Source organism: Neobacillus ginsengisoli, from assembly GCF_030813055.1.
In genome coordinates, this window is record NZ_JAUSTW010000001.1 from 443,562 (window position 1) to 468,711 (window position 25,150).

30 protein-coding genes are annotated in these 25,150 nt (G+C 38.2%); 29 read left to right on the top strand and 1 reads right to left on the bottom strand.

What is annotated here, in order from left to right:
* The first annotated feature begins 24 nt into the window (after nucleotides 1-24).
* The 9 genes from J2S10_RS02325 (at nucleotide 25) to J2S10_RS02365 (ending at nucleotide 6,776) form a co-directional block, all read left to right on the top strand.
* Nucleotides 25-2,010 (top strand): heme lyase CcmF/NrfE family subunit, encoded by a 1,986-nt coding sequence (locus J2S10_RS02325; protein WP_307404106.1) that lies wholly within the window; start codon nucleotides 25-27, stop codon nucleotides 2,008-2,010.
* A gap of 1 nt (nucleotide 2,011) precedes the next feature.
* The gene (locus J2S10_RS02330) at nucleotides 2,012-2,515 is read left to right on the top strand and encodes a cytochrome c-type biogenesis protein (protein ID WP_307404107.1); all 504 of its coding nucleotides are present in this window, start codon (nucleotides 2,012-2,014) and stop codon (nucleotides 2,513-2,515) included.
* Between the two features lie 12 nt (nucleotides 2,516-2,527).
* On the top strand, nucleotides 2,528-2,902 hold the full coding sequence (locus J2S10_RS02335) for a hypothetical protein (RefSeq protein ID WP_307404108.1): 375 nt from the start codon (nucleotides 2,528-2,530) through the stop codon (nucleotides 2,900-2,902).
* Nucleotides 2,899-3,894, top strand: coding sequence for a hypothetical protein (locus J2S10_RS02340; RefSeq protein ID WP_307404109.1), 996 nt, complete (start codon nucleotides 2,899-2,901; stop codon nucleotides 3,892-3,894). The genes J2S10_RS02335 and J2S10_RS02340 overlap by 4 nt, the downstream gene beginning before the upstream one ends.
* 23 nt (nucleotides 3,895-3,917) lie before the next feature.
* Nucleotides 3,918-4,622 carry a heme ABC exporter ATP-binding protein CcmA gene (gene ccmA / locus J2S10_RS02345; RefSeq protein WP_307404110.1) on the top strand — a complete coding sequence of 235 codons (705 nt, stop codon included), beginning with the start codon at nucleotides 3,918-3,920 and terminating at the stop codon, nucleotides 4,620-4,622.
* A 2-nt stretch (nucleotides 4,623-4,624) separates the two neighbouring features.
* Nucleotides 4,625-5,299, top strand: a complete 675-nt coding sequence (locus J2S10_RS02350; protein WP_307404111.1) for a heme exporter protein CcmB — start codon at nucleotides 4,625-4,627, stop codon at nucleotides 5,297-5,299.
* A 3-nt stretch (nucleotides 5,300-5,302) separates the two neighbouring features.
* Nucleotides 5,303-6,064 (top strand): cytochrome c biogenesis protein, encoded by a 762-nt coding sequence (locus J2S10_RS02355; RefSeq protein WP_307404112.1) that lies wholly within the window; start codon nucleotides 5,303-5,305, stop codon nucleotides 6,062-6,064.
* A gap of 9 nt (nucleotides 6,065-6,073) precedes the next feature.
* Nucleotides 6,074-6,202, top strand: coding sequence for a CcmD family protein (locus tag J2S10_RS02360; protein ID WP_307404113.1), 129 nt, complete (start codon nucleotides 6,074-6,076; stop codon nucleotides 6,200-6,202).
* Between the two features lie 64 nt (nucleotides 6,203-6,266).
* Nucleotides 6,267-6,776: a TlpA family protein disulfide reductase gene (locus J2S10_RS02365; RefSeq protein ID WP_307404114.1), complete on the top strand. Its 510-nt coding sequence runs from the start codon at nucleotides 6,267-6,269 to the stop codon at nucleotides 6,774-6,776.
* Nucleotides 6,777-6,826: 50 nt separating this feature from the next.
* On the opposite strand, the gene J2S10_RS02370 is transcribed toward J2S10_RS02365, so the two are convergent.
* Complete coding sequence (locus J2S10_RS02370) at nucleotides 6,827-7,495, bottom strand: SIMPL domain-containing protein (RefSeq protein WP_307404115.1); 669 nt, start codon at nucleotides 7,493-7,495, stop codon at nucleotides 6,827-6,829.
* A 241-nt stretch (nucleotides 7,496-7,736) separates the two neighbouring features.
* On the opposite strand from J2S10_RS02370, the gene spoIIIAA reads away from it, so the two are divergent.
* From spoIIIAA to recN, 20 genes are all read left to right on the top strand, one after another.
* Nucleotides 7,737-8,660, top strand: a complete 924-nt coding sequence (gene spoIIIAA / locus J2S10_RS02375) for a stage III sporulation protein AA (RefSeq protein WP_307404116.1) — start codon at nucleotides 7,737-7,739, stop codon at nucleotides 8,658-8,660.
* Nucleotides 8,661-9,176 carry a stage III sporulation protein SpoIIIAB gene (gene spoIIIAB / locus J2S10_RS02380; protein ID WP_307404117.1) on the top strand — a complete coding sequence of 172 codons (516 nt, stop codon included), beginning with the start codon at nucleotides 8,661-8,663 and terminating at the stop codon, nucleotides 9,174-9,176.
* 11 nt (nucleotides 9,177-9,187) lie between these two features.
* Nucleotides 9,188-9,391 carry a stage III sporulation protein AC gene (gene spoIIIAC / locus J2S10_RS02385; protein WP_026572556.1) on the top strand — a complete coding sequence of 68 codons (204 nt, stop codon included), beginning with the start codon at nucleotides 9,188-9,190 and terminating at the stop codon, nucleotides 9,389-9,391.
* 14 nt (nucleotides 9,392-9,405) lie between these two features.
* Nucleotides 9,406-9,795: a stage III sporulation protein AD gene (gene spoIIIAD, locus J2S10_RS02390; protein WP_307405122.1), complete on the top strand. Its 390-nt coding sequence runs from the start codon at nucleotides 9,406-9,408 to the stop codon at nucleotides 9,793-9,795.
* 40 nt (nucleotides 9,796-9,835) lie between these two features.
* Complete coding sequence (gene spoIIIAE, locus J2S10_RS02395; protein ID WP_307404118.1) at nucleotides 9,836-11,035, top strand: stage III sporulation protein AE; 1,200 nt, start codon at nucleotides 9,836-9,838, stop codon at nucleotides 11,033-11,035.
* A gap of 12 nt (nucleotides 11,036-11,047) precedes the next feature.
* Nucleotides 11,048-11,677 (top strand): stage III sporulation protein AF, encoded by a 630-nt coding sequence (gene spoIIIAF, locus J2S10_RS02400; RefSeq protein WP_307404119.1) that lies wholly within the window; start codon nucleotides 11,048-11,050, stop codon nucleotides 11,675-11,677.
* A complete protein-coding gene (gene spoIIIAG, locus J2S10_RS02405; protein WP_307404120.1) occupies nucleotides 11,670-12,326 on the top strand; it encodes a stage III sporulation protein AG in 657 nt (218 codons plus the stop codon). The genes spoIIIAF and spoIIIAG overlap by 8 nt, the downstream gene beginning before the upstream one ends.
* A 15-nt stretch (nucleotides 12,327-12,341) precedes the next feature.
* Nucleotides 12,342-12,902 carry a SpoIIIAH-like family protein gene (locus J2S10_RS02410; RefSeq protein ID WP_307404121.1) on the top strand — a complete coding sequence of 187 codons (561 nt, stop codon included), beginning with the start codon at nucleotides 12,342-12,344 and terminating at the stop codon, nucleotides 12,900-12,902.
* A gap of 345 nt (nucleotides 12,903-13,247) precedes the next feature.
* Complete coding sequence (gene accB / locus J2S10_RS02415; RefSeq protein ID WP_307404122.1) at nucleotides 13,248-13,763, top strand: acetyl-CoA carboxylase biotin carboxyl carrier protein; 516 nt, start codon at nucleotides 13,248-13,250, stop codon at nucleotides 13,761-13,763.
* 14 nt (nucleotides 13,764-13,777) lie between these two features.
* Nucleotides 13,778-15,133: an acetyl-CoA carboxylase biotin carboxylase subunit gene (gene accC, locus J2S10_RS02420; RefSeq protein WP_307404123.1), complete on the top strand. Its 1,356-nt coding sequence runs from the start codon at nucleotides 13,778-13,780 to the stop codon at nucleotides 15,131-15,133.
* An 18-nt stretch (nucleotides 15,134-15,151) separates the two neighbouring features.
* Nucleotides 15,152-15,559, top strand: coding sequence for an Asp23/Gls24 family envelope stress response protein (locus tag J2S10_RS02425; protein WP_307404124.1), 408 nt, complete (start codon nucleotides 15,152-15,154; stop codon nucleotides 15,557-15,559).
* 233 nt (nucleotides 15,560-15,792) lie between these two features.
* The gene (gene nusB, locus J2S10_RS02430; protein ID WP_307404125.1) at nucleotides 15,793-16,191 is read left to right on the top strand and encodes a transcription antitermination factor NusB; all 399 of its coding nucleotides are present in this window, start codon (nucleotides 15,793-15,795) and stop codon (nucleotides 16,189-16,191) included.
* A gap of 42 nt (nucleotides 16,192-16,233) precedes the next feature.
* The gene (folD, locus tag J2S10_RS02435; RefSeq protein ID WP_307404126.1) at nucleotides 16,234-17,088 is read left to right on the top strand and encodes a bifunctional methylenetetrahydrofolate dehydrogenase/methenyltetrahydrofolate cyclohydrolase FolD; all 855 of its coding nucleotides are present in this window, start codon (nucleotides 16,234-16,236) and stop codon (nucleotides 17,086-17,088) included.
* A 144-nt stretch (nucleotides 17,089-17,232) separates the two neighbouring features.
* Nucleotides 17,233-18,588: an exodeoxyribonuclease VII large subunit gene (gene xseA / locus J2S10_RS02440; RefSeq protein WP_307404127.1), complete on the top strand. Its 1,356-nt coding sequence runs from the start codon at nucleotides 17,233-17,235 to the stop codon at nucleotides 18,586-18,588.
* On the top strand, nucleotides 18,578-18,811 hold the full coding sequence (locus J2S10_RS02445; RefSeq protein ID WP_307404128.1) for an exodeoxyribonuclease VII small subunit: 234 nt from the start codon (nucleotides 18,578-18,580) through the stop codon (nucleotides 18,809-18,811). Before xseA ends, J2S10_RS02445 begins: the two co-directional genes overlap by 11 nt.
* 2 nt (nucleotides 18,812-18,813) lie before the next feature.
* Entirely contained in the window at nucleotides 18,814-19,707 is an 894-nt protein-coding gene (locus J2S10_RS02450) for a polyprenyl synthetase family protein (RefSeq protein ID WP_307404129.1), read from the top strand.
* Between the two features lie 192 nt (nucleotides 19,708-19,899).
* Nucleotides 19,900-21,795, top strand: a complete 1,896-nt coding sequence (dxs, locus tag J2S10_RS02455) for a 1-deoxy-D-xylulose-5-phosphate synthase (RefSeq protein WP_307405124.1) — start codon at nucleotides 19,900-19,902, stop codon at nucleotides 21,793-21,795.
* Between the two features lie 3 nt (nucleotides 21,796-21,798).
* Nucleotides 21,799-22,638 carry a TlyA family RNA methyltransferase gene (locus J2S10_RS02460; RefSeq protein WP_307404130.1) on the top strand — a complete coding sequence of 280 codons (840 nt, stop codon included), beginning with the start codon at nucleotides 21,799-21,801 and terminating at the stop codon, nucleotides 22,636-22,638.
* Nucleotides 22,639-22,879: 241 nt separating this feature from the next.
* Nucleotides 22,880-23,329: a transcriptional regulator AhrC/ArgR gene (ahrC, locus tag J2S10_RS02465; protein WP_307404131.1), complete on the top strand. Its 450-nt coding sequence runs from the start codon at nucleotides 22,880-22,882 to the stop codon at nucleotides 23,327-23,329.
* A 15-nt stretch (nucleotides 23,330-23,344) separates the two neighbouring features.
* A complete protein-coding gene (recN, locus tag J2S10_RS02470; protein WP_307404132.1) occupies nucleotides 23,345-25,051 on the top strand; it encodes a DNA repair protein RecN in 1,707 nt (568 codons plus the stop codon).
* Nucleotides 25,052-25,150: the final 99 nt, after the last annotated feature.

Below are 25,150 nucleotides of genomic sequence, written 5' to 3' on the forward strand. Positions count from 1 at the left end.
GGCAATTTATAAGAAGGTGACGAAATGTATTTATTTGCTAACGCAACGATTTATATAGGCTTAGCCGTTGCAATTTATTCGCTCCTAGTGATGACTTTCGGGATCAGTACGAAGAAGCAAATGTATGTAAACAGCGGCAAGGGTGGAATGATTGCACTATTTGTTTGTGCAGCCTTAGCGATGCTTTCATTGTTTTATCTTTTAGCAACATCTCAATTCCAATACCAATATGTAACGGATTATACAAGCAGTGAACTTCCAATTATTTATAAATTTACAGCCCTATGGGCAGGAAATGCCGGATCACTGCTATTATGGACATTCTTCCTAACGCTATATGCAATTATGGTTGCTTTTTCAAGAAAAATGAAAGGAAATCCGATGGTTCCGTATATTTCAGCCATTCTTCTGGCTAATGCGGTTTTCTTCTTCTTTATCCTTGGCTTTGTGGCAAAACCGTTTGCCGTTTTAAGCAGTGTTCCAGCTGAAGGCAGAGGCTTAAATCCAATGCTTCAAAACCCCGGGATGATTATACATCCGGTCACATTATATCTTGGATATGTTGGTCTTTCAGTGCCATTTGCTTTTGCAATGGCGGCACTAATCTTGAAAAACGTTGATGATTTTTGGATTAAAATGACAAGACGCTGGACAATTGTTGCTTGGTTATTTTTAAGTCTTGGTAATATCTTTGGTGCCCAGTGGGCATATGTGGAATTAGGATGGGGCGGCTACTGGGCATGGGATCCGGTTGAAAATGCTTCCTTTATGCCTTGGTTAACAGCTACAGCTTTTTTGCACTCCGTTATGATACAAGAACGGAAAAATATGTTGAAGATATGGAATATCAGCTTAATTATTGTTTCTTACGCACTCACCTTATTCGGTACATTCCTCGTACGAAGCGGTGTTCTTACATCTGTCCATGCATTTGCCAATTCGAATTTAGGATTATACTTCTTAATTTTCATGGGTGTTGCGGTGATTGGCTCTTTATATGTTCTCATGAGCCGGTATAACCTTCTTAAAAGAAGCGCTGGAGAATTCCAGTCGTTTGTTTCAAAAGAAAGCAGCTTTTTAATCAACAATCTTTTACTGGTAGGAGCAGCATTTGCTGTATTCTGGGGTACAATATTCCCGCTTGTTTCTGAGGCTGTACGCGGGACGAAAGTAACTGTGGGCATCCCATTCTTTAATACAGTAGAAGCACCGATACTCTTATCGATGATGTTTGTCATGGCGGTATGTCCAATGCTGGCCTGGCAGCGCTCAACCTTAAAAAATCTAAAGAAAAACTTCTTAATCCCAGCTATCCTGGCAGTCATAGGTATGATGTTAATGGTTGTTCTCGGTATCCAAAAAGCTTGGGCTGTAATTGGCTATGGAGTTATTATTCTATTATTTATCACTCATTTCTTAGAGTTTTATAGAGGTGTAAAGGCAAGAAGAAAAATGACCGGTGAGAGCCCATTTATTGCATTGTACCGATTAATGGTTAAAAACCGCCGCCGTTATGGCGGGTACTTAGTCCACCTTGGGATTGCCTTTATCACAATGGGGATAATTGGTTCACAAAACTATGACCTGCAAACAATGAAAACGGTTAGTTTAGGTCAATCAATTGATATTGGGGCATATCGGATTAATTATGAACGACTTGATCAGAAAAAAGAAGGTACAAATGACATTGTTTATGCTGGCGTAACCGTTTTTAAAGATGGTAAACGTCTTGGATCCTATGAACCTAAAAAAATATTTTATGGGAACGCAGATTCTGAGCCATCATCAGAGGTAGCAATTATTTCTTCGTTAAAAGAGGATTTATACATTGTGTTGAGTGCTTGGGAAAATGATGGAAAAGCAACATTTGTCGTGAAAGTAAATCCAATGATGGACTGGTTATGGATTGGTTCATTCATGATTGTAATCGGAGCCCTTTTTGCAGCATGGAAAGGAAAATATCAAAATATCACTCCAAGATACACAGGAGTTCTTAGTGAGGTGTCTTGACGTGAAGAGTAAATTTTATTTTGGACTCCTCATAATCACGTTTATTTTTCAAGCTTCTTTCTTTCCCGTAGAAGCTAAGCAAATTGACTATAAATCTGTGGAATTCAAAGCAGTTGCTACGCAATTTAATTGTACATGCGGTTGTGGTCAGGATCATTACGAATGTGACCCAAATACTTGCAGCCTCACGAAGACTTTTAAACAGGACCTTGTTTCGATGATGAATAAGGGATGGGATAAGGATAAAATCCGTGACTACTATGTCAATATTTATGGCGAAGAGATTTTGACAGCTCCTGAAAAAAGCGGGTTTAGCTTAACTGCATGGATTCTGCCCTTTGTAGTATTAGGACTTGCAGCTGCTTCATTGTTCTTTGTTATTCGTAAATGGGTGAAGAAAAAAGAATTAGATGAAACTTCCATGGACAATGAAATCTCCAAGGATGCGGTAGAAAGCGAAATCCTTTCTTCGATGATCGATGAAGAACGTAAAAAGTATCTTTAGGATGTGAACAAAATGCATGATATTTCAATCATTTCAATGGTTTTTACAGCTGTTCTTGCGCTCTTGTGCCTATTTCTTATCCTAACACCCTTTTTTAAGTGGGATTCGTTTTTAAATTTTAGTGCGAAGGGTCAAGATTTGGTTGGGACCAAAGAGGCTCTCTTAACAACCCTTAATGAATTAGAGTTTGAGTACAAAATGGATAAAATATCCCATGTTGACTATAAAAGTCTTAAGAATCAATATGAATCACAAGTGGCTCTTATTATGAAGGAAGAAGAGCAGATGGTCGATGATCATGTTGATAAAGATTTATTGGCAGATGTGGAACGGGAAATTGAAGAACAAATGCGCGAGCTTTTGAAGAAAAAGGGGGAAGGAAAGTGATCAGGAAAATCACCCTTCTCTTCCTTGGACTAATGTTGCTAATCCCATTAAATGGATTAGCAGCTTCTAATTCAAAAATTACAATTGATATGAATTACTTGGTTGTTACTACAGCAGAGGATGGTTCAACCAATATTTCGACTATGGCGGACTATACCAATACAGGATCAGAAGAATATAAAGGTGACGGAAATACAGAGGGAGTTTTAAAGGTATCCCTGCCTGCTGATGCTACTAACCTTTCTATTTTAGATAGTAAAATAGCGTTTAAAAAGACCGATACAGGGTTTATTACAACAGAACCTATTCCGGGAAATAAAAGCGTTGGTTTGCAATACACCTATCGAATACCAAAGGGTAAAGCTATTAATATAAATTTCGATTATCCTGTCCAAATTATGCAGGTACTCGTTCCTGAAGGTATGGGGAGTGTAGAGTTTAATGGTGTGGTATCTTCCAATCAAGGACTCTACAATTTTGACAATAAAAACTACTGGGAATATAGCGTCGAAGGTATTCAAGTAAACAAACCGTTTACTCTTAACTATAACAAAGACAAGCAGCCTTCCGCTAATAATACGAAAAGAACGGATAACACGGGCGATAGTGCAAAGAGTACTTCTGTTTCAAGATCAGCACCGGCTTTTCACAATCCGGGACATATACGGATGTGGGAGCAATCGCCATTGCATAACTTTAATCCGCATATTTTCTTGATTGTTTTATTGGTGATGATCATTGCGGGAATTTCTTATTATGCTTACTTTAGAAGAAAAACAAAGTTGGTAGAGGAAAGAATAGGAGCAGACAAGGAAGAAAAAGCGTTTAAACTTCTTATGGCAAAGCAAAAAGCAATCATGGATAAAATCATCGAGTTGGAAGAGACTTTCGGGAATGGTGAATTTTCGGAAGCTGAATATCATGCAAAGCTCGATGCTTATAAACAGCATCTCGTACAAGTGAAATTGAATTTAAGGAAATTTATCGAATAAAGCCGGGATGGAAGGGACTGCAAATGATTGAAATACAAAAACTTATTAAACAAGCAGACAATAAGTTAATTTTACGTGGTGTCGACCTCTCGATTACAAAAGGAGAAACTGTAGCCATACTAGGACCCAACGGTGCCGGGAAAAGTACTCTTTTGAAGGTGCTTGCCAACCTTATTAAACCGACATCCGGCCAAGTAAAGATTAATGGCATGGATTTGAAAAAAGAGCACCTGAAAATTAAAAAAATAGTAGGTTATTTACCCCATTCCAGCTTGCTATATGATCATTTTTCTCCACTGGAAAACCTTGTTTTCTTTGGAAATGTTTACGGAATTAATAATGTTGAAACAAGTGCTATTGAGCTTGTTAAAGAAGTAGGCTTATCGTTCTTTTTAAATGAACCCGTTAAGAATTTTTCGCGTGGAATGATTCAAAGAATTGCCATTGCGCGCGCCATTATTCATGAACCGGAAGTTTTGTTATTGGATGAACCTCATACGGGATTGGATCAAGGAGCGATTGCCATTCTAAACAATGTAATCCTCACCATGAAGGAAAAAGGCACAACTACCCTTATGGTTACTCATGATTTCAAACAAGCTGCAGAAATCTGTGACCGAATCATTATTGTGAAAAATGGAAAGATTGTTGATGATTTTAAGATAAAAGACCGGGATTTAAATTTTGTTTCCGAAAAGTATCAGCTACTAACGGAGGGAGTATCATAACAATGCTTAGAACAGCCCTCTTACTTGCTAAAAAAGATTTATTATCAGAGCTTAAGACGAAACAAATATTAGTAACGATGATTATTTTTGCAGGGCTGGTCATATTGGTTTTCAGTTTTGCCTTTGATCCGGCTAACAATACAACAAGAGCTGTCATACCCGGGGTAATATGGGTCATCATCGTGTTCTCGGGAATTTTAGGACTAAATCGCTCATTTATCTCGGAGCAGCGAAATGATACGATGCATGGGTTATTGGTAGCACCTATGGATGCATCCAGCATCTTTTTAGGAAAGTTTTTGGCGAATTTCGCGATGATATTAATAGTTGAAATAGTTTCGATACCGTTTTTATTCTTATTATTTAATTTCCAAGTTCTCGGTGGTATTCAGTATTTCATTTTAGTACTATTTATCGGGAGTTTTGGGTTTATTGGGATCGGTACCTTTTTAGCAGCCCTGGCCGCTAATTCTAAAAGCAGTGAAATGCTCCTTCCCTTATTACTATTTCCGATCACAAGTCCCATCTTAATTGGTGTTGTACAGGCGACTAGGATTATTTTAATGAATATGGAAAAATTATCAAGTGCATTGGCGTGGGTCCAATTGGTCACTGCATATGATGTGATCTTCTTTGTTCTTTGTTTTTTACTAATTGAATATGTGCTGGAGGTTTAGGAGATGAGTATGAATCTTGAACGTGACCAAGGTGCGTTGCGGATGTTGGAATCCCGACAAATAAAAGACCCAAGACAAACAAAAATATTGTTTGGTGCGACCGTTGTCGCAATATTGGCGGCAATTTATCTAATCTTTATGTATGCACACATTGAAAAAACGATGGGTGTTGTCCAAAAAATCTTTTACATTCATGTAAGCTCTGCATGGTGTGCATTTTTAGCATTCTTTGTAACATTTATCTTTAGTATTTTATATCTAGTAAAACGAAAAAGAATTTTTGACACCTATGCTTTTGTGTCTGCAGAAATAGGGGTAGTTTTTACGACTATTGTATTAACAACAGGTCCAATCTGGGCGAAATCCTCATGGAATACATGGTGGGTATGGGAGCCTCGGTTAATAACTACTCTTATCCTTTGGTTCATTTATATGGCATATATCATGATTCGTCAGATGGATGGTGTTTGGGATAAAAAGGCAAGACTTGCAGCTGTATTTGGAATTCTCGGCTTTGCTGACGTTCCAATCGTCTTCTTTGCCATTCGTTGGTGGCAAACTAAATTCCATCCTATCGTATTTGGAAAAGGAGTTTCCCAGACGGGTGGAGGAATTGAAGGGAACATGATGGTAGCACTGTTAGCGACCATCATTGCATTAACACTGCTATATACTTATTTCCTTCAAAAAGGAGTTTCCTTTGAAAATATGAGAATTAAAGTAGATCGATATAAAGAAAAACTGCGTGAAGGCTTGGAAAAATAGGAGGAGATTATGATGGGATACGTTTATGGAGCTTATTCAGTTGCCTGGTTAGTGATTTTTGGATATCTATTAATCATTGGAAAGCGTCATACCAAGCTAAAAAAGGAAATTGAATTCTTAAAACAACTGGAAAAATAAAAAATCGAAAGAGGCCTGTTGATGATTAATAGGTCTTGTTATTCACGTGTCAGGAGGAACTAAGATGAATATACGAGTTGTTAGATTGCTCGTGACGGTTCTATTGGTCGGAATGTTTAGTTTTTTTGCCTATAGTTTAGTTAGTAAGGCTAAACATACGGATGTTGGTGATAAAGCTTATAATTTTGAACTCCCTAACCTGGATGGCAGTCATACCAGGCTCTCGGATTTTAAAGGCCAAGTGGTTGTGATAAATTATTATGCAACCTGGTGTGCTCCATGTCAGGATGAAGCACCTGAACTGGAGTCATTCGGGAAAGATTATGGTGATAAATACAAGCTAATTATGATCAACAGAGGCGAAACGAAAGATCGGGTAAAACAATTTCTTAAAAAGTATAATACTCCTGCAACCTATTTATTTGATTACAATGCTAAAGTTTCGAAATTGTTTAATGTAACGGGACAGCCGGAAACCTTTGTAATTGATAAGCAAGGTGTAATTAGAGAGCACTATAATGGACCGCTTACTGAAATGCAAATATATAATTTTGCGAAAAAATACGATATGTGATGCCGGAAAAAAGGATTGAGCCATTGGTTCAATCCTTTTTCTATATGTTATTATACTGTTCGATAATGAAATTCTGCGGAAACACTCGCTTTGACAAGAATCTGCCCAGGTTCAAATTGAGTCGAGGTAATGCCTTTAACGAATGTTCCCGGTTGATTATAAAAGGGCTGAACGTTATAGCCCCCCTCCATAACCAAAGTTGGAGTTGGAATTAACGTGACGTTTAACGTTTTTGCGATTGTTTTTGCTTTTTCAACTGCATTATTTAATGCGATTGATAGTGCTTGTTGGTAAAAGGTATTTTTGTTTTTAGCTGTAAATTGAACGTTTGCAACATAGTTTACTCCATTTTGTACCGCTGAATCTACGATTCTTCCAATCATTGATAAATCTTCTATTTTCACCTGCAAAATATGGGTTACTTTATAACCTCTAAAAATTTGTTTTCCTTGTTCAAAATCGTAATCTGATTCAATTCGGTAATCAAATGTTTGCAAATGTTCCTTTGGTATCCCCAGAGATAAAAGTGAATTTATCACCTTCGTCACTTCAAGTGAATTTTGTTGCTGTGCTGAAATCAGTTCTTTTTTCTCTGTTATGACTCCTAGATTTACTGAAGCAGAGTCAGGATGAACCGCCATTTCCCCTTCACCGCTTACTTTGATGAGTTGATCCCTGGAGTGCAGTCCGTTAGGCCTGAGTGATGGGTTGCTATACATTTTTTGTTTCCCCCTCCATCCTTATTTCTTTCTATAAAATACGGTTTATCAAAAGAAACGTTCCAATCTAGAAATCTACTGTTTCGGTCAATTTTTCTTTTTGCATTTGGTTCTAGTAATGATTTTAAAAAAATAGAATAAATACATATTTTGAAAGAGTTGAATGAATTGAAAGTCATATTGTGTCAATAAAGGCATACATTTTAACTAATGAGACAAGCAACAACAAGGAGGAAGCTTAGTGGAAACGATTTTTAATTTTTTGCCCAAAAATATTGCAGCCCTAATCGAACAAATCCCTCCTAATCAAAAAGAAGAATTAGAAGAAATCCGAATCCGAATTAATCGACCGATTGAGATAACGCTAAAGGGAGCACCAAGGTTCTTACCTTATATTATTCAGCCTGAAGATGCTTTCCATTTAATGAATAAAATAAGCCAATTCTCCATTTATACGCTTGAGGAAGAACTGAAGCGAGGTTATATCACCATTTCAGGAGGCCATCGGATTGGGCTTGCAGGCAAGGTCATTCTCGAGGAGGGTAAGGTCAAAGCAATTCGGGATGTTTCTTCCTTTAATATTCGGATTGCCAGAGAAAAAGTTGGGATATCAGAACCAATTATTCCTTTTATCTTTAAAGGCGGCTGGATGCATACAATGGTGATCGGACCGCCGCAAACAGGGAAAACCACACTTTTGCGAGATTTCGCGAGAATCATTTCAACGGGGAACATGAAAAAGGGGATGCCAGCAAATAAGGTCGGCATTGTGGATGAGCGATCTGAAATTGCCGGATGTGTAAATGGTGTTCCCCAATTAACCTTTGGACATCGGTTGGATGTATTAGATGCATGCCCTAAAGCAGAGGGGATGATGATGATGATACGGTCAATGAGCCCTGATGTTTTGATTGTCGATGAGATTGGCAGAAAAGAAGATGCTGAGGCAATTCAAGAGGCTGTTCATGCAGGAATTAAACTCATTATGACTACACATGGGACCGGGATAGAAGAAATAAGGAATAGACCGTCGTTAAAAGAAATTATAAATCAACAAATTTTTGAGCGATTCGTTGTTTTAAGCAGGAAAGCAGGGCCAGGAACGATAACCCAGATTTTAGATAAGAATGGAAGAGAAATGAATCATAAAGTGAGCGTGACATAAATGATCAAGATTATAGGTGCCATATTTATTATTGTCGCAACCACATGGACAGGTTTTGAGGCTTCACGGCACTTTAGTGAACGACCCAAACAGCTTAGACAATTAAGGTCAGCCTTACAATCGCTTGAAGCTGAAATCATGTATGGTCATACGCCGTTACATGAAGCGGCAAGAAGGTTAGCAGCCCAGCTTTCAAAGCCCCTTTCATGGTTTTTTGAAGCTTTTGCCAAAAAGTTAACCGATTCCGACACAACAGTAAAAGAGGCTTGGGAAAATAGCTTAAAAGAGGTTTGGAAGTCGACAGCTTTAAAGCAGGGAGAATTTGAAATCATGAAACAATTCGGGGAAACCCTTGGCAGGCATGATCGCTTTTCCCAACAAAAACAAATCATACTGACTTTAACACATCTTGAAAGAGAAGAAGCCGATGCGATTGATCGACAGGCAAAGTACGAAAAAATGATAAAAAGTCTGGGATTCCTAACTGGTTTATTATTGATCATTTTATTATTTTAGGGGGAAATGCAATGGGCTTAGAAGTGGATATTATATTTAAAATAGCCGGGGTGGGAATTGTGGTAGCGTTTTTGCACACGGTCCTTGATCAGGTTGGAAAAAAAGAATACGCACAATGGGTCACATTATTCGGATTTATCTATATTTTGTTTCAAGTTGCCACAATCGTGGATGATCTCTTCCAAAAAATAAAATCAGTATTCTTGTTTCAATAAAGGGGGGCTCTGCCATTGAAATCCTTAAAATAGTCGGCTTGGCACTTATTGGCACCTTTCTCGCGTTAATTGTTAAAGAGCAAAAACCAAATATTGCTTTCCTCTTGGTTGTATTTGTTGGCTGTACCATCTTTCTTTTTTTAGTAGATAAAATTTCTGAAATTATAAATATGCTGGAAAAATTAGCTGTGAATGCCAATGTGAATATGGTCTATGTCGAAACCATACTTAAAATTATTGGAATTGCCTATATTGCTGAATTTGCCGCGCAAATTACAAAAGATGCAGGTCAGGGTGCCATCGCTTCAAAAATTGAATTGGCAGGGAAAATATTGATACTCGCAATGGCCATTCCAATTTTAACTGTGATGATTGAAACGATTATCAAATTAATTCCGAGTTAATTACATTCATTTTCTTTTTATAAAAAAAGAGGTGTGAAAATTGAAGCACAGGTTGCAGATTATTCCTATTATTATTCTCTTATTCTTTTTTTTAAATATTCCAATGGTACAAGCTGCTGAAAACACTAAGGACGCCTCTTCGCCTCTTTCGCCGCAGCAATTAGTAGATGCCCAGCTTAAAACAATGGATCTAACAGAATTAAAGCAATTTTGGGACGATGTCAATAATAAGTACGGGGGGTTCCTTCCAGAGAGTCAAAAAGGAAGCTTGTATGATTTTATAAAAGGAGAGAAGAAATTTTCGTTAAAAGAGTGGGGAAAAGGAATATTAAAATTTGCTTTTCAGGAGTTTGTGGCGAATGGGAAATTGCTTGGCTCGCTGATTTTGTTAACGATTTTCAGCATGTTCCTTCAATCCATGCAAAATGCCTTTGAAAAAAGCACGATTAGTAAGGTTGCTTATTCCATTGTCTATATGGTGCTGGTGATTATTGCCCTTAATAGTTTCCATGTTGCCATAAGCTATACGAATGATGCAATCGGGTCGATGATATCATTCGTGCTCGCACTTATTCCGCTTTTGCTCGCTTTAATTGCAGCTTCAGGCGGACTGGTCTCAGCTGCTTTCTTTCACCCTGTAATTTTATTTCTTATGAATATAAGCGGTTTATTTATGCAGTATATTATTCTACCGCTGCTTTTCTTAGCTGCACTGCTGAGCATTGTAAGTACCATGTCAGAACAATATAAAGTCACACAGCTGGCACAGCTGCTAAGAAACTGGAGTATCGGGTTAATGGGGCTTTTTCTAACGGTATTCTTAGGTGTTATCTCTGTACAGGGAGCGTCAGCTGCAGTTACGGACGGTGTAACAATAAGGACAGCTAAATTCATAACGGGTAACTTCATCCCTGTTATTGGGAGGATTTTTACGGATGCCACTGATACCGTCGTTAGTGCCTCTGCCCTTTTAAAAAATACAGTGGGCATTGCCGGGGTCGCGATCTTGTTAATCATTGTGGCTTTTCCGGCGATAAAAATCTTAATGATTGCCTTTATTTATAAATTTGCAGCAGCCATCCTGCAGCCATTAGGCGGCGGCCCTGTAATTACCTGTCTGGATATTATAAGCAAGAGTGTCATTTATGTTTTTGCAGCACTGGGTATCGTGTCGCTGATGTTCTTCCTAAGTATAACCGTGATTGTTGCCGCGGGAAATTTAACGATGATGATGCGATAGGGGGGAGAAAAATTGGATTTTTTAAAAGAGTGGGTAACGAATATTATCCTTTTTATCCTGCTAGCAACCGTTATTGATATGCTTCTTCCAAATTCCAGTATGCAAAAATATACAAAAATGGTTACAGGCTTGCTTTTGATTGCCATTATTCTCACCCCGATTTACAAATTAATTTCAAAAGATTTTGAATCGACACTTGCTTCCATACCTTCCTTTCAAACACCGGGAGAAAAAAATATGAAAAATTCGATAGATTTAAAGAAAAAAGAAATACAAGCCTCTCAACATGCATATATTTTAGAACAGATGACTGTCCAGCTGAAAAAGAGTGCTGAAGAGGAGTTGATGAAAAAATACGGTTTGCAAATTGCGAAAATAGATATTTCTACTAACGAACAAAGTGACCAAGCATTCCCTGACAACCTTCAAAAGGTTACGGTTCTTTTAAAGCAATCTGACAATTCAATGCAGGCAGTTGAAGCAATAAAACCAGTCAATATCAATACTGATACACCTCCTCCATCAAAAGGATCAACAGATAATACGAAAAAAATCTCCACATTTCTATCGCAAAAATGGAATGTAACTGGAAACAAAGTTGAAGTCTCGATAGAAGGGGGGACTATTAATACCAATGGATAATAATCAAGGACCACTATCATGGTTAAAAAAATTATTAATAAGTAATGATCAGACAAATAAAAAAACAACTAAATATCAGTATTTAATTCTTGTCCTATGTATTGGGGCTGCATGTATGTTAGTAGGAAATATATTATTTAAAACCAATTCCTCAGCTCCTGCTATTCCTGCATTTAAGACCCAACAAGATAATTCAGGTGATGTTGCGGCCTTTGGTCAAAAAAATAACTCTAGCAATAAGACAATAGCTGATTATGAACAAGAATATGAGAACCAGCTAAAAAAGGCAATTGGGGATATGTTAGGTGTAAACAATGTAACCGTAGTTGTTACCATTGATTCAACCGATCAACAAGTTCTTCAAAAAAATAAGAACACGAAATCGCAAACAACAGAGGAAACAGACCAAAGTGGAGGACAGCGTAAAGTTACTGACACCTCTACTGATGAACAGGTTGTCATCACCCGCAATGGGGATAAAGAGGTTCCTATTGTAGTAGAAACAAAAAAACCAGAAATTCGCGGTGTATGGGTAGTTGCCAAAGGGGCAGAAAATATACAAGTTAAACAGTTGATTGTTGAAGCGGTAACAAGGGCTTTAGGTGTGCCAAGCTATAAAGTTGCCGTTACGCCAATGTTTAAAAAATAAAAGGGGGATTTCCAGATGCTTTTGAAAAAACAAACTGTTTGGTTGTTAACAATGTTAAGTTTAGTGGTTGTATTATCTGTATATTACATCACCTCTCCAGAGCAAAAAAGTAATGATTTAGCAGCAGTGAAGCAAAATGCCAAAGATCAGATAACCGGGCAGCAATCCAAATCAAAAACAGTTGCAAAGGATGGAAAAACAACGGTTTCACAAGTAGCCGGCGATGATGAGTTTACAGCCCTACGGATGAAGCTTGACGATCAGCGCAGTGCACAGAAAGCGGATTTAACAGCAATAGTAGCATCAACTGACGTTCCTGCAGATCAACGAAGCAAAGCAATGGATCAAATGCAAAAATTAAGTCAAACTGCCCAAAAAGAAGAAATTCTTGAAACCTTGATTAAGACAATGGGCTATGAAGATGCACTAGTTAGAGCTGATGGAGAACAAGTAAGAGTTACAGTAAAATCAAAGAAACAGCCAACCCCAACTGCAGCTAATGAAATCATCCAAAAGGTTAAAAAAGAAATTGGTGAAACGAACTACGTAGCCGTAGAATTCCAACCTTCAAAGTAAATAGAAATGCGCAAGCGCCTTGTTCAGGGGCTTATGACCCGAGACATTAAGCGCTGGAGTAAGACCGTTCTCAAATTTCTTTAAAAAGGAAAGTCATGCTTTCCTTTTTTTGTTTTTATCATTTTTTTAGTTGTTTAACAGCTGACTAATCCGGGAAAGATACTATTTTGAGGGTAGATTGGTAGTTTTAAATTACACATTTTATTTAGAAAATATTATGATAAAGGAAGAAGCGGGCAGTAAAACATTAAAGCGCTTCTGAATTAGATGATTGAACTTTTACAATGTATTATCGTATAGTAATAGTAGCTAGTCACAATTAAGTAGTTCAAGGAGTGTTACTCAATGTTAAAAGTACAAGAAATTCGCGAATTGATAAAATTGGTTGACCAGTCCAGTATCGATGAATTTGTATACGAAAACGAAGGATCAAAAATTAAAATGAAGAAAAATGTTAATTCAACTGTGACAACCTTTCAACCGGCTGCACAAGCTGCGGTTGAAGCAGTTCCTGCTGTACAAACCGTTCCGGTCCAAGCTGCTGTACCTATTGCACAAGTGCATGAAATAAAAATGGAAACAGCTAAAGAAGAAACGAACAAGCAAGTAGAGACTGCCAATTTACACAAAATTACTTCTCCAATGGTTGGGACATTCTATGCTTCACCGACACCGGAGGCTGATTCTTATGTGAAAGCAGGCACAAAGGTATCAAAGGATTCAATCGTTTGTATTGTGGAAGCCATGAAATTATTTAATGAAATAGAAGCAGAAGTAAATGGTGAGATTGTTGAAATACTTGTTAAAAATGGACAATTAGTAGAATACGGGCAGCCTTTATTTTTAGTAAAGCCTGAATAAGGAGCGATAACAGGATGATAAAAAAACTGTTAATTGCAAACAGAGGAGAAATTGCTGTCAGGATCATTCGAGCTTGCAGGGAAATGGGCATTGAATCTGTTGCCGTATTTTCCGAAGCAGATCGTGAAGCCCTCCATGTACAACTTGCAGATGAGGCATATTGCATTGGACCCACTTCATCAAAAGACAGTTATTTAAATGTCACAAATATTATTAGTGTTGCTATACTGACAGCTTGCGATGCCATCCACCCGGGTTATGGTTTTCTTGCAGAAAATGCTGACTTCGCCGAGCTTTGCCGTGAATGTAATATTACATTTGTTGGTCCAAGTCCTGAAGCAATCACAAAAATGGGAACAAAGGACATCGCTAGAGAAACGATGCGTGAGGCAGGTGTTCCTATCGTACCGGGATCTACCGGAATCATTAATGATATTGATGAGGCTTTAGAATTAGTAGAAAAAATTCAATATCCTGTCATCATCAAAGCAACGGCTGGCGGCGGAGGCAAAGGAATCCGTGTTGCAAAGAATGAACAGGAATTAATAAAAGGCATCAATATAACACAGCAGGAAGCATTAACAGCATTTGGAAATCCTGGTGTATACATAGAGAAGTATATTCAGGATTTCCGCCATGTTGAAATTCAGGTGTTAGCGGACTCCTATGGAAACACGCTCCATTTAGGGGAGCGCGACTGCTCCATTCAGCGCAGACTTCAGAAACTTCTTGAAGAAACTCCTTCACCGGCCTTAGATGGGGAGATTCGTGCAGAAATGGGAAATGCTGCAGTAAAAGCTGCAAAAGCAGTTGATTATTCAGGTGCCGGCACGGTAGAATTTATCTATGACTACCGCAATCGTAAATTTTATTTTATGGAAATGAACACGCGGATTCAGGTGGAGCATCCTGTGACTGAATTGGTCACCGGCATTGACCTTGTTAAAGAGCAAATTCGTGTTGCTTCCGGTGAAAGATTAACGCTAAATCAAAAGGATGTTACGTTTACAGGTTGGGCCATTGAGTGCAGAATTAATGCGGAAAATCCCGAAAAGAACTTCATGCCGTCAGCAGGAAAGATTCACATGTATTTACCGCCAGGTGGCTTAGGCGTTCGAATCGATTCTGCAGCATATCCGGGATATACCATTCCACCTTACTACGATTCCATGATTGCGAAAGTCATCACATACGGCAGCAGCAGAGAAGAAGCTATTGCAAGAATGAAGCGTGCACTAAGTGAATTTGTTATCGAAGGCATTCATACCACGATTCCGTTTCATTTGAAACTGCTGGAACATGAAAAATTCGTTGAAGGACAGTTCAATACGAAGTTTCTTGAATTGCATGATGTGATGAAGTCTAGTTAAAATCTGGAGGTGTTCATTATGAGCGAGTACAGTGTCTTGGAAATGGATCAAGGAAATAATGGGCTTGGAAAAGTAGAAATTGCCCCGGAAGTCATTGAAGTAATTGCCGGGATTGCAGCGTCCGAAGTGGAAGGTGTAGCGGGCATGCGTGGTAATTTTGCCACGGGTGTGGTGGAACGTTTAGGGAAAAAGAACCACGGTAAGGGCGTTAAAGTGGAATTAACTGAGACAGGAATTAAAGTTGATGTATACTGCTTAATGAAATTCGGTGTCTCCATTCCTAGTGTTGCAGGGAAGATACAGGATAACATTCGCCAAGCGTTGCTTAATATGACAGCGTTAGATGCCGAAGAAGTAAACATACATGTTGTTGGTATTCAATTTGAAAACCAGAAGCATGAACCGGAAATTGAACAAGAACTATAAAATGTGCAAGCCAAAGGAGGTATCTCCTTTGGTTTTCTTATTTTTTAAAATTAAAATGTAACCTATAACTGAAAAAAATTTTCTTGTACAGTGCGAATCATTTTTAGTTATGCTATTATCTTTTTATGTGCAAAACAATAAGACTACTTTCGCATTAGATTCGACAAGTGCCATCATGATGGACGAAAAATAGACAAAGATAATTTAATATCGCTAAAGGAGTTAACGGTATAATGAAAAGAAGAACCGCAAGAGAAAAAGCTTTACAGGCTCTTTTTCAAATCGATGTTAGTAATACTGAACCATCTTCAGCAATCGAACATGTACTAGAAGGGGAGGCAGGCGACGAATATCTAACCATGCTAGTTACAGGAGTGGTCGAACAAAAAAATGATATTGACCTGCTGATTAAAGATAATCTTGAAAAATGGTCGATCGATCGTTTGGCAACCGTTGATAGGAATTTGTTAAGAATTGCTGTTTATGAATTAAAATACGCTCAAAATGATGTTCCGGAAAATGTTATTTTAGATGAAGCCATTGAAATAGCTAAAATTTACGGCGACGACCAATCCAGCCGATTTATTAATGGTGTGCTTTCTAAAATAAAACAAAAGCTTCTAAATGATTAATAATTTTAATTTGAACAACTTTTATTAAAAGGGGGAAAAGAAATGTCAGCGATCAATATTGATGGTAAAAAAATTGCGGCTAATAAAAAAGTGGAAATTGCTCAAGAAGTGCAAAAATTAAAGGAAACAGGTGTTACACCCGGATTAGCCGTCATTCTAGTTGGAAATAACCAAGCATCAAGAACGTATGTTAACAGCAAACAAAAAACATGCAGCGAGCTTGGAATGCATTCTTTATTAATTGAATATCCCGAGACAGTTTCAGAGGAAGAACTGCTTGCTAAAATTGAAGAGCTGAATATAGACCCAAATATCCATGGGATTTTAGTTCAACTTCCGATCCCAAAACATATTGATGAAACAAAAGTAATTGAAACAATTTCTCCTTTAAAAGATGTCGATGGGTTTCATCCGATTAACATTGGGAGAATGATGACAGGGCAGGATTCATTTTTACCGTGTACCCCTTATGGTGTAATGGTGCTCCTTGAGGAATCAGGTATTTCAATCGAGGGTAAAAATGTGGTTATAGTTGGAAGAAGTAATATTGTCGGCAAGCCTTCCGGACAATTATTCCTTAATCAAAACGCAACTGTAACGTATTGTCATTCAAAAACACAGGATTTAAAGGTACATACTACCCAAGCAGATATTATTGTTGCTGCTGTAGGGAAAGCAAATTTTATTAAAGCGGAGCATGTAAAAGAAGGCGCTGTTGTAATTGATGTGGGAATAAATCGTAATGAAGCAGGCAAACTTTGTGGTGACGTTGACTACCAAGAAGTAAGCGAGAAAGCTGGTTATATAACTCCGGTTCCCGGTGGAGTAGGTCCAATGACAATCACGATGCTAATGTACAATACGTTAAAATCGGCCAAAAATAGTTCTTGCTTGTAAATTATTTTTATGAAAGTTTTAAAATTGTCCTTATCCCTTATTGTTATTTAAGTCCTTTCCCGTGGATTACGGACAAAAAAAGGAACTAAATATATAATGGATAAGGACAGTTTTTATTCTTTTCAGTGCTAAAAGGAGTTTTTTATGCAGGAGCAACGGTATTTATCTGTAAACGCACTTACAAAGTATATAAAAAGAAAATTTGATGCCGATCCTCATTTGCATGATATCCATGTGAGAGGTGAAATTTCGAATTTTAAACAGCACTCAAGCGGACATATGTATTTTACATTAAAGGATGAAAAAGCCAGGATTCTTGCTGTTATGTTTTCAAGCCAATCAAGGTCCATGAAATTTTCTCCTGAAAATGGGATGAAGGTAATTGTTAAGGGAGATATCACGGTTTACGAACCGAGCGGTCAATATCAAATTTATATAAAAGAAATGCAGCCTGACGGGATTGGAGAATTATTTTTAGCATATGAGCAATTGAAACAAAGGCTGGAATTGGAAGGACTATTTGCACCCGAAAAGAAAAAAATCATTCCATTGTACCCTAAAACCGTTGGCGTCATAACCTCTCCAACAGGCGCTGCCATTAGAGATATAATCACAACTATTAAAAGGCGATTTCCGATAGTCAATATTCTTGTTTTCCCTGCACTTGTACAAGGTGATAATGCAGCACCATCGATTACCAAGGCCATTGAAAAAGCCAATAAGATGGTTGATATTGATGTGTTAATTGTTGGACGGGGAGGAGGTTCAATTGAAGAGCTATGGGCATTCAACGAAGAACTGGTTGCTAGAGCTATTTATACCTCCAACATTCCTATAATCTCAGCGGTCGGCCATGAAACGGATTTTACAATTGCTGATTTTGTTGCCGATTTACGTGCTCCAACTCCTACAGGTGCAGCTGAACTTGCAGTGCCGCACATTGAGGAATTAATGGAGCGGGTGTTGCAGCGCCAAACCCGTTTACTTCGGGCCATGAACGAAAAGTTTCGTTTTGAAAAAGAGCGGTTAAACCGTGCTAAAAAATCATATGCTTTTCGATATCCTCATCGACTTTATGAGCAAAAGCTTGAACATGTCGATAAATTAACAGAAATGCTCGTCCGTGGTGCCTCTCGGTTGACATTACTCAAAAGAGGGCAGCAGGAAAGCCAATATAAAAGGCTATTACGGAATCATCCAAGCGAGGCATTACGCGAAGCGGAAGCTCGGTTTGTACGCTCACAAAAAGATATAAATCGTTCGATGAGACAGATCCTTTTAAAGAAACAAACGGAATTTGATTCGATCATATCGACTTTACAAGCATTGAGTCCATTAAAGATTATGGAACGTGGGTATAGTCTTGTATACATGGAAAACCAGCTAGTAAAAAGTGTTAAACAAATAAAAATGAATGAATCAGTACGAATTCAATTAACCGATGGAAACCTTTTCTGTAAAGTGGAAACGATAAAGGAGAATGAAAAGGATGGCAAATGAAAAAAATTTAACATTTGAAGATGCGATGAATAAGCTTGAACAAATTGTGGATAGGCTTGAAGAGGGAGATGTGCCTTTAGAAGAAGCGATTGCTTACTATAAAGAAGGAATGGAACTTTCCAAGCTTTGCCATGATAAATTGAAAAGTGTTGAAGAACAACTCACCCAAATTATTACAGAGGATGGCCGTACGGAAAGTTTTTCAATTGAAGAGGAGGAATAGACTTGGGTACCGGGTTACTGAATGCGTTTGCGAACGAATATAAACTGCTGCTTGAAGCAGAGCTTCGGACTCTGGTAGACAAGCTTGATGCTCCTCCTGTGATTAAAGATGCGATGCAATATTCCCTTGGAGCAGGTGGAAAGAGGATCCGTCCATTATTGTTATTTGCAACTTTGGATGCATTTGGGATCGATCCTAAAAGAGGGTTACTTGCCGCGTCAGCCATTGAAATGGTCCATACTTATTCCTTAATTCATGATGACCTTCCAAGTATGGATGACGATGACCTAAGAAGAGGAAAACCGACCAACCACAAAGTGTTTGGTGAAGCAGTCGCTATCCTTGCAGGGGATGCCTTGTTAACCTATAGCTTTGAAGTAATGGGGAAAATTCCGAACGAATATACATCGTCCGAAACAAAACTAAGACTGGTTATTGAGCTTGCAAAAGCAGCTGGGACGGAAGGGATGGTCGGGGGCCAAGTTGCTGATATGGAAGGTGAAGAAAAAGACCTTACACTAGAAGAGCTTGAGTACATACATATTCATAAAACAGGAAAGCTTTTAAGATTTAGTGTATTAGCGGGAGCGATGATTGCTGAAGCTAGTGAAAGCCAACTGGAAAACTTAGCGGCATTTGCACACCATCTGGGTCTCGCTTTTCAGATACAGGATGATATTCTTGATTTAGAAGGAAATCAAGAATTAATTGGCAAGCCTGTCGGAAGTGATGCAGTAAATCATAAAAGTACCTATCCGCAATTGTTATCAATGGAAGGTGCAAAAAAAGCCTTACTTAATCAAATAAATTTTTCAAAAAGTTTTTTAAATCAGTCAGGCTTAAAAACCGACCTCCTGTTGGAAATAACTGATTTAGTTGCATCGAGAGACCACTAAATATCGGCATTTGAGGCTTTTTTCTAATTGTGTTATAATTGTTTTCAATGAAGAAAACGTTGTCAATGCCGTTATCACTTTCGTGTTAGCGGCTATTTTTTAATAAATCTCTTTGATGGGAACTATCCTTCGTGAACTCATTAAATGGGAATAAATGTAGAAAGAAAAAGTATGAAAGTGAGTGGTCCAAAAATGGATCTGTTATCAATAAAAGACCCGTCCTTTTTAAAAGGGATGTCAAATAAAGAATTGGAGGTTCTAAGTCAAGAAATACGCCAATTCTTGATTGAAAAGCTGTCTGTTACCGGAGGCCATATTGGACCGAATTTAGGTGTTGTCGAATTAACAATTGCTTTACATAAATGTTTTGAAAGTCCCAAGGATAAAATTATTTGGGATGTCGGACATCAGTCGTATGTCCATAAAATCTTAACGGGCAGGGCTTGTGATTTTGATTCATTGCGCCAATTTAAAGGCTTATGCGGATTTCCAAAACGGATTGAAAGCGAACATGATGTCTGGGAAACAGGTCATAGTTCTACATCCCTTTCAGCGGCAATGGGGATGGCTATTGCCAGGGATTTAAAAAAGGAAAAATCATTTGTCGTACCTGTAATTGGCGATGGGGCTTTAACAGGTGGAATGGCATTAGAAGCGCTAAATCATATAGGACATGAGAAAAAAGACATGATCGTTATTTTGAATGATAATGAGATGTCTATTGCACCAAATGTTGGAGCCATTAACAACATTCTAGGTCAATTGCGAACCGCTGGAAAGTATCAGTGGGTTAAAGATGAATTAGAAGTGTTGTTAAAGAAGGTTCCTGCAGTTGGAGGAGTGCTTGCTGCAACCGCCGAAAGGATAAAAGATAGCCTTAAATATTTACTAGTATCCGGAATGTTTTTTGAAGAATTGGGCTTTACCTATTTAGGTCCAATTGATGGACACAGTTATGAAGATTTATTCGATAATTTAAGCTATGCAAAAAAAACACCAGGTCCTGTCCTTCTACATGTTATTACTAAGAAGGGGAAGGGGTACTTCCCTGCAGAAAGCGACAAAACAGGGACGTGGCATGGAACAGGCCCATATAAAACCGACACAGGAACGTTCGTAAAGCCGGCTAAAACACCGCCACCTGCATGGAGCAGCCTAGTGAGTGAAACCGTGCGAAGGCTTGCACGCGATGATAATCGGATTGTGGCAATTACCCCTGCGATGCCGGTCGGTTCTAAACTTGAAGGCTTTGCAAGTGAATTTCCTGAACGAATGTATGATGTCGGTATTGCGGAACAGCATGCTGCTACAGTTGCAGCAGGCTTGGCAACTCAAAATATGAAGCCGTTTTTAGCCATCTATTCAACATTTTTGCAGCGTGCCTATGATCAGGTAGTTCATGATATTTGCCGCCAAAATCTAAATGTATTTATCGGTATTGATCGGGCCGGATTAGTAGGTGCTGACGGTGAGACTCATCAAGGTGTATTCGATATTGCCTTTTTAAGGCATGTACCAAATATAGTTGTCATGATGCCTAAGGATGAAAATGAAGGGCAACACATGGTTTATACAGCGTTAAAATATAATGACGGGCCGATTGCCATGAGATTTCCGCGCGGTAATGGAATTGGCGTTCCTATGGATGCTGAGCTTCATGAAGTCCCAATTGGAACGTGGGAAATTATCAGGGAAGGTGAGGACGCTGCTATTTTAACCTTTGGAACAACTATTCCAATGGCAATGGAAGCGGCAGTGATCCTTGAAAAACAGGGCATATCTGTAAAAGTTATTAATGCACGCTTCATTAAGCCTTTGGATAAAAAAATGCTAAAAACTCTTTTAGCAACAAACATTCCATTATTAACGATTGAAGAAGCAGTATTGCAAGGCGGGTTTGGCAGTTCAGTCCTTGAATTTGCCCATGATCATGGGTATTACAGCACGGTTATTGACAGGATCGGAATTCCCGACCAATTTATAGAGCATGGTGATGTTGGCTCTTTACTTGAAGAGATTGGTTTAACGACTCAGGAAGCGGTCAAAAGACTTACTATACTTGCACGGAAAAAACAACAAAGGGCCTAATACATGAAAAATAAAGAACGATTAGATGTTTTACTAGTGGAAAGAGGTTTAGCACAAACACGCGAAAAAGCTAAAAGGGCAATTATGGCGGGGCTTGTTTATACAAATGAAGAGCGATTGGATAAACCAGGAGAAAAAGTAAAAGCGGATATCCCTCTCACAATAAAGGGGAATATGCTTCCTTATGTAAGCCGTGGGGGATTAAAGCTTGAGAAAGCATTAAAGGTTTTTGATGTAACCGCACAAGATAAAGTGTTGTTGGATATTGGAGCTTCGACGGGTGGTTTTACAGATTGTGCCCTGCAAAATGGTGCGAAAATGTCTTATGCCTTAGATGTAGGTTATAATCAGCTTGCATGGAAACTCCGTCAGGATGAGCGGGTAGTGGTAATGGAAAGGACGAATTTTCGTTATGTCACTCCCCCTGATTTAATGCGTGAAATGCCAAATTTTGCAAGCATTGATGTATCGTTTATCTCCTTAACTTTAATTCTTCCTGTTTTAAAAACACTGCTAGTACCGGGAAGTGATATTATTGCCCTTGTGAAGCCTCAATTTGAGGCAGGAAGAGAGCAGGTTGGAAAAAAAGGAATAGTCCGGGATGAAAAAGTACATTTGCAGGTTATAAATAAAATTATTGATTTTTCCATTCAACAGGGCTATTTTGTGAAAAATTTATCCTTTTCGCCAATTACCGGCGGTGAAGGGAACATTGAATTCCTTCTACACATAAAATGGGAAGGTGAACGGGATACCGGGGTTAATGAGCTGCACGTCCCCCCTTTGAATGTTGTATTGGAAGCCCACCAAGAATTTAAAACAAAAGACAAGGCAGAAGGATAGGCATTTAGCTTATCCTTTTATTGTTTAAACTTGGAGAAATGTCTAGCTCCAGTGCCTAGGAACTCTAGTCATAAGCCAATACGCCAAGAAGGTAAAAAGCAACCTTCTTATGCTTGTCGCCCCTGAGCAGGGCGCTTCCGCTTTTCTATGTACATTATTTGCAAAATCAGCTAACATAGGTGTAGAAGCGACAAATTAGTACAAAATACATAATGGTTTTGAATGTTTATGAGGTGAAAAAATGAATAAAGGTCAGCGCCATATTAAAATACGGGAAATTATTACTAATAATGATATTGAAACTCAAGATGAGTTAGTAGATGAGCTAAAAAATGCAGGGTATAATGTGACCCAGGCTACTGTTTCCCGTGACATTAAAGAATTGCATCTTGTAAAGGTGCCTTTAATTGATGGCAGATACAAATACAGTTTGCCTGCTGATCAAAGATTTAATCCATTACAAAAGCTAAAGAGATCGTTAATGGATGCATTCGTTCGAATTGATTCAGCCGGACATTTATTAGTTATGAAATGTTTGCCGGGAAATGCAATGGCTATTGGTGCATTAATTGATCATCTTGATTGGGATGAAATTTTAGGAACCATTTGTGGTGATGATACGCTTTTGATTATTTGCCGAACACAGGAAGATACAGAAATCATCACAAACCGATTCCTTGATATGCTTTAACTGGGGGAATGCTTTTTGTTATCCGAACTATCGATAAAAAATTTCGCCATTATCGAAGCCCTCTCCATTTCGTATGAGAAAGGGTTAACAGTATTAACTGGAGAAACCGGAGCGGGAAAATCGATTATTATTGACGCGATTCATTTATTAGTTGGCGGGAGAGGATCAGCTGAATTTGTCCGTCACGGCGAAGAAAAGGCAGAAATTGAAGGATTATTTCAAATTGACGATCCGCATCATCCTTGCTTTGGAAGAGCAATGGAATTTGGGATTGAAATTGAAGAAGGAATGGTCGTATTACGGCGTGATATTTCAAAAACAGGAAAAAGTGTTTGCAGAATTAATGGGAAACTGGTGACAATTGCTACTCTTCGTGAATTCGGTTCGACACTGGTTGATATACATGGTCAACATGAGCATCAAGAATTAATGGATGAGTCGAAGCATTTAATGCTCCTGGACCAATATGGCTTTGAGGAAATTTCCTTTTCACAAGATGAATACCTGGAAGTTTTCCATCGTTTCGAACAAACATTAAACAAGCTTAAGTCTTTAAATGAGAACGAGCAACAAACTGCTCATCGCCTTGATTTAATTCAGTTTCAATTTGATGAAATCCAAAAGGCCGATTTAAAACCCAACGAAGATGAAGAGCTTTTTGAGGAAAAAAGAAAGCTTGGGAATTTTGAAAGAGTATTTGAAGCCATTCAATCAAGCTATACAGCCTTAAATGGAGAACAAAAAGGGTTGGACTGGATCAGTATGGTTATGGGACACCTGGAAGATGCTGCATCGCTGGATCCGGCATATAAAGGGCTTTTTGAGTCCGTATCGAATAGTTATTATCAGTTGGAAGATGCTGCACGTTCATTGAGAAATGAATTAGATATATTGGAGTACGACCCACAACGATTAAATGAAATTGAAGAAAGATTGAATGAAATTAACCAATTAAAACGAAAATACGGTAAAACAATCGATGAAATTTTGATATATTCAGCCAAAATTGAAGAAGAAATTGAAACCTTGCAAAATAAAGAAACACATATCAGTGATTTGGAAAAAGAATTAGCTTCGATTAAAAAAGATTTAGTCCTTGAAGCAAAACAATTGACTGAACTACGTAAAAAATGGGCGGGAAAACTAACAAAATTAATACATAAAGAACTTAAAGAATTATACATGGCAAAAACGGTTTTTGAAATTCGTATAGATTCTGATTTACAGCATTTTACAAAAAATGGTGTTGATCAAGTGGAATTTTATATTTCTACTAACCCTGGTGAACCGTTAAAGCCACTGTCAAAAGTTGCCTCCGGTGGAGAATTGTCTAGGATTATGTTGGCATTAAAAAGCATTTTTTCTAAACATCAAGGCGTCACTTCGATTATTTTCGATGAAGTTGATACAGGTGTAAGTGGAAGAGTTGCCCAAGCGATTGCTGAAAAAATCTATAAAGTTGCCTCAGATTCACAGGTATTATGTATTTCGCATTTGCCACAAGTAGCTGCAATGGCAGATACGCATTTGTTCATTTCCAAAGTCACAAAAGCGGGGAGGACAAAAACCTCCGTTACTCCATTAAAGGTAGAAGAAAAGATTAAAGAAATAGGCAGAATGATTTCCGGGGTCGAAATCACAGACCTTACAAAAAAACATGCAGAGGAATTATTAAATTTAGCTTCAGAGAATAAGAAAAGCGGAAGCGCCTTGCGGAGCTAGACAATTGTCCTTTTATAAGCTAAAATTTCAAAAATTTTTATAAAAATTGAAAAGCTATCCATTCTGGGTAGCTTTTTTATATTGGTGCAAGTTATAAAT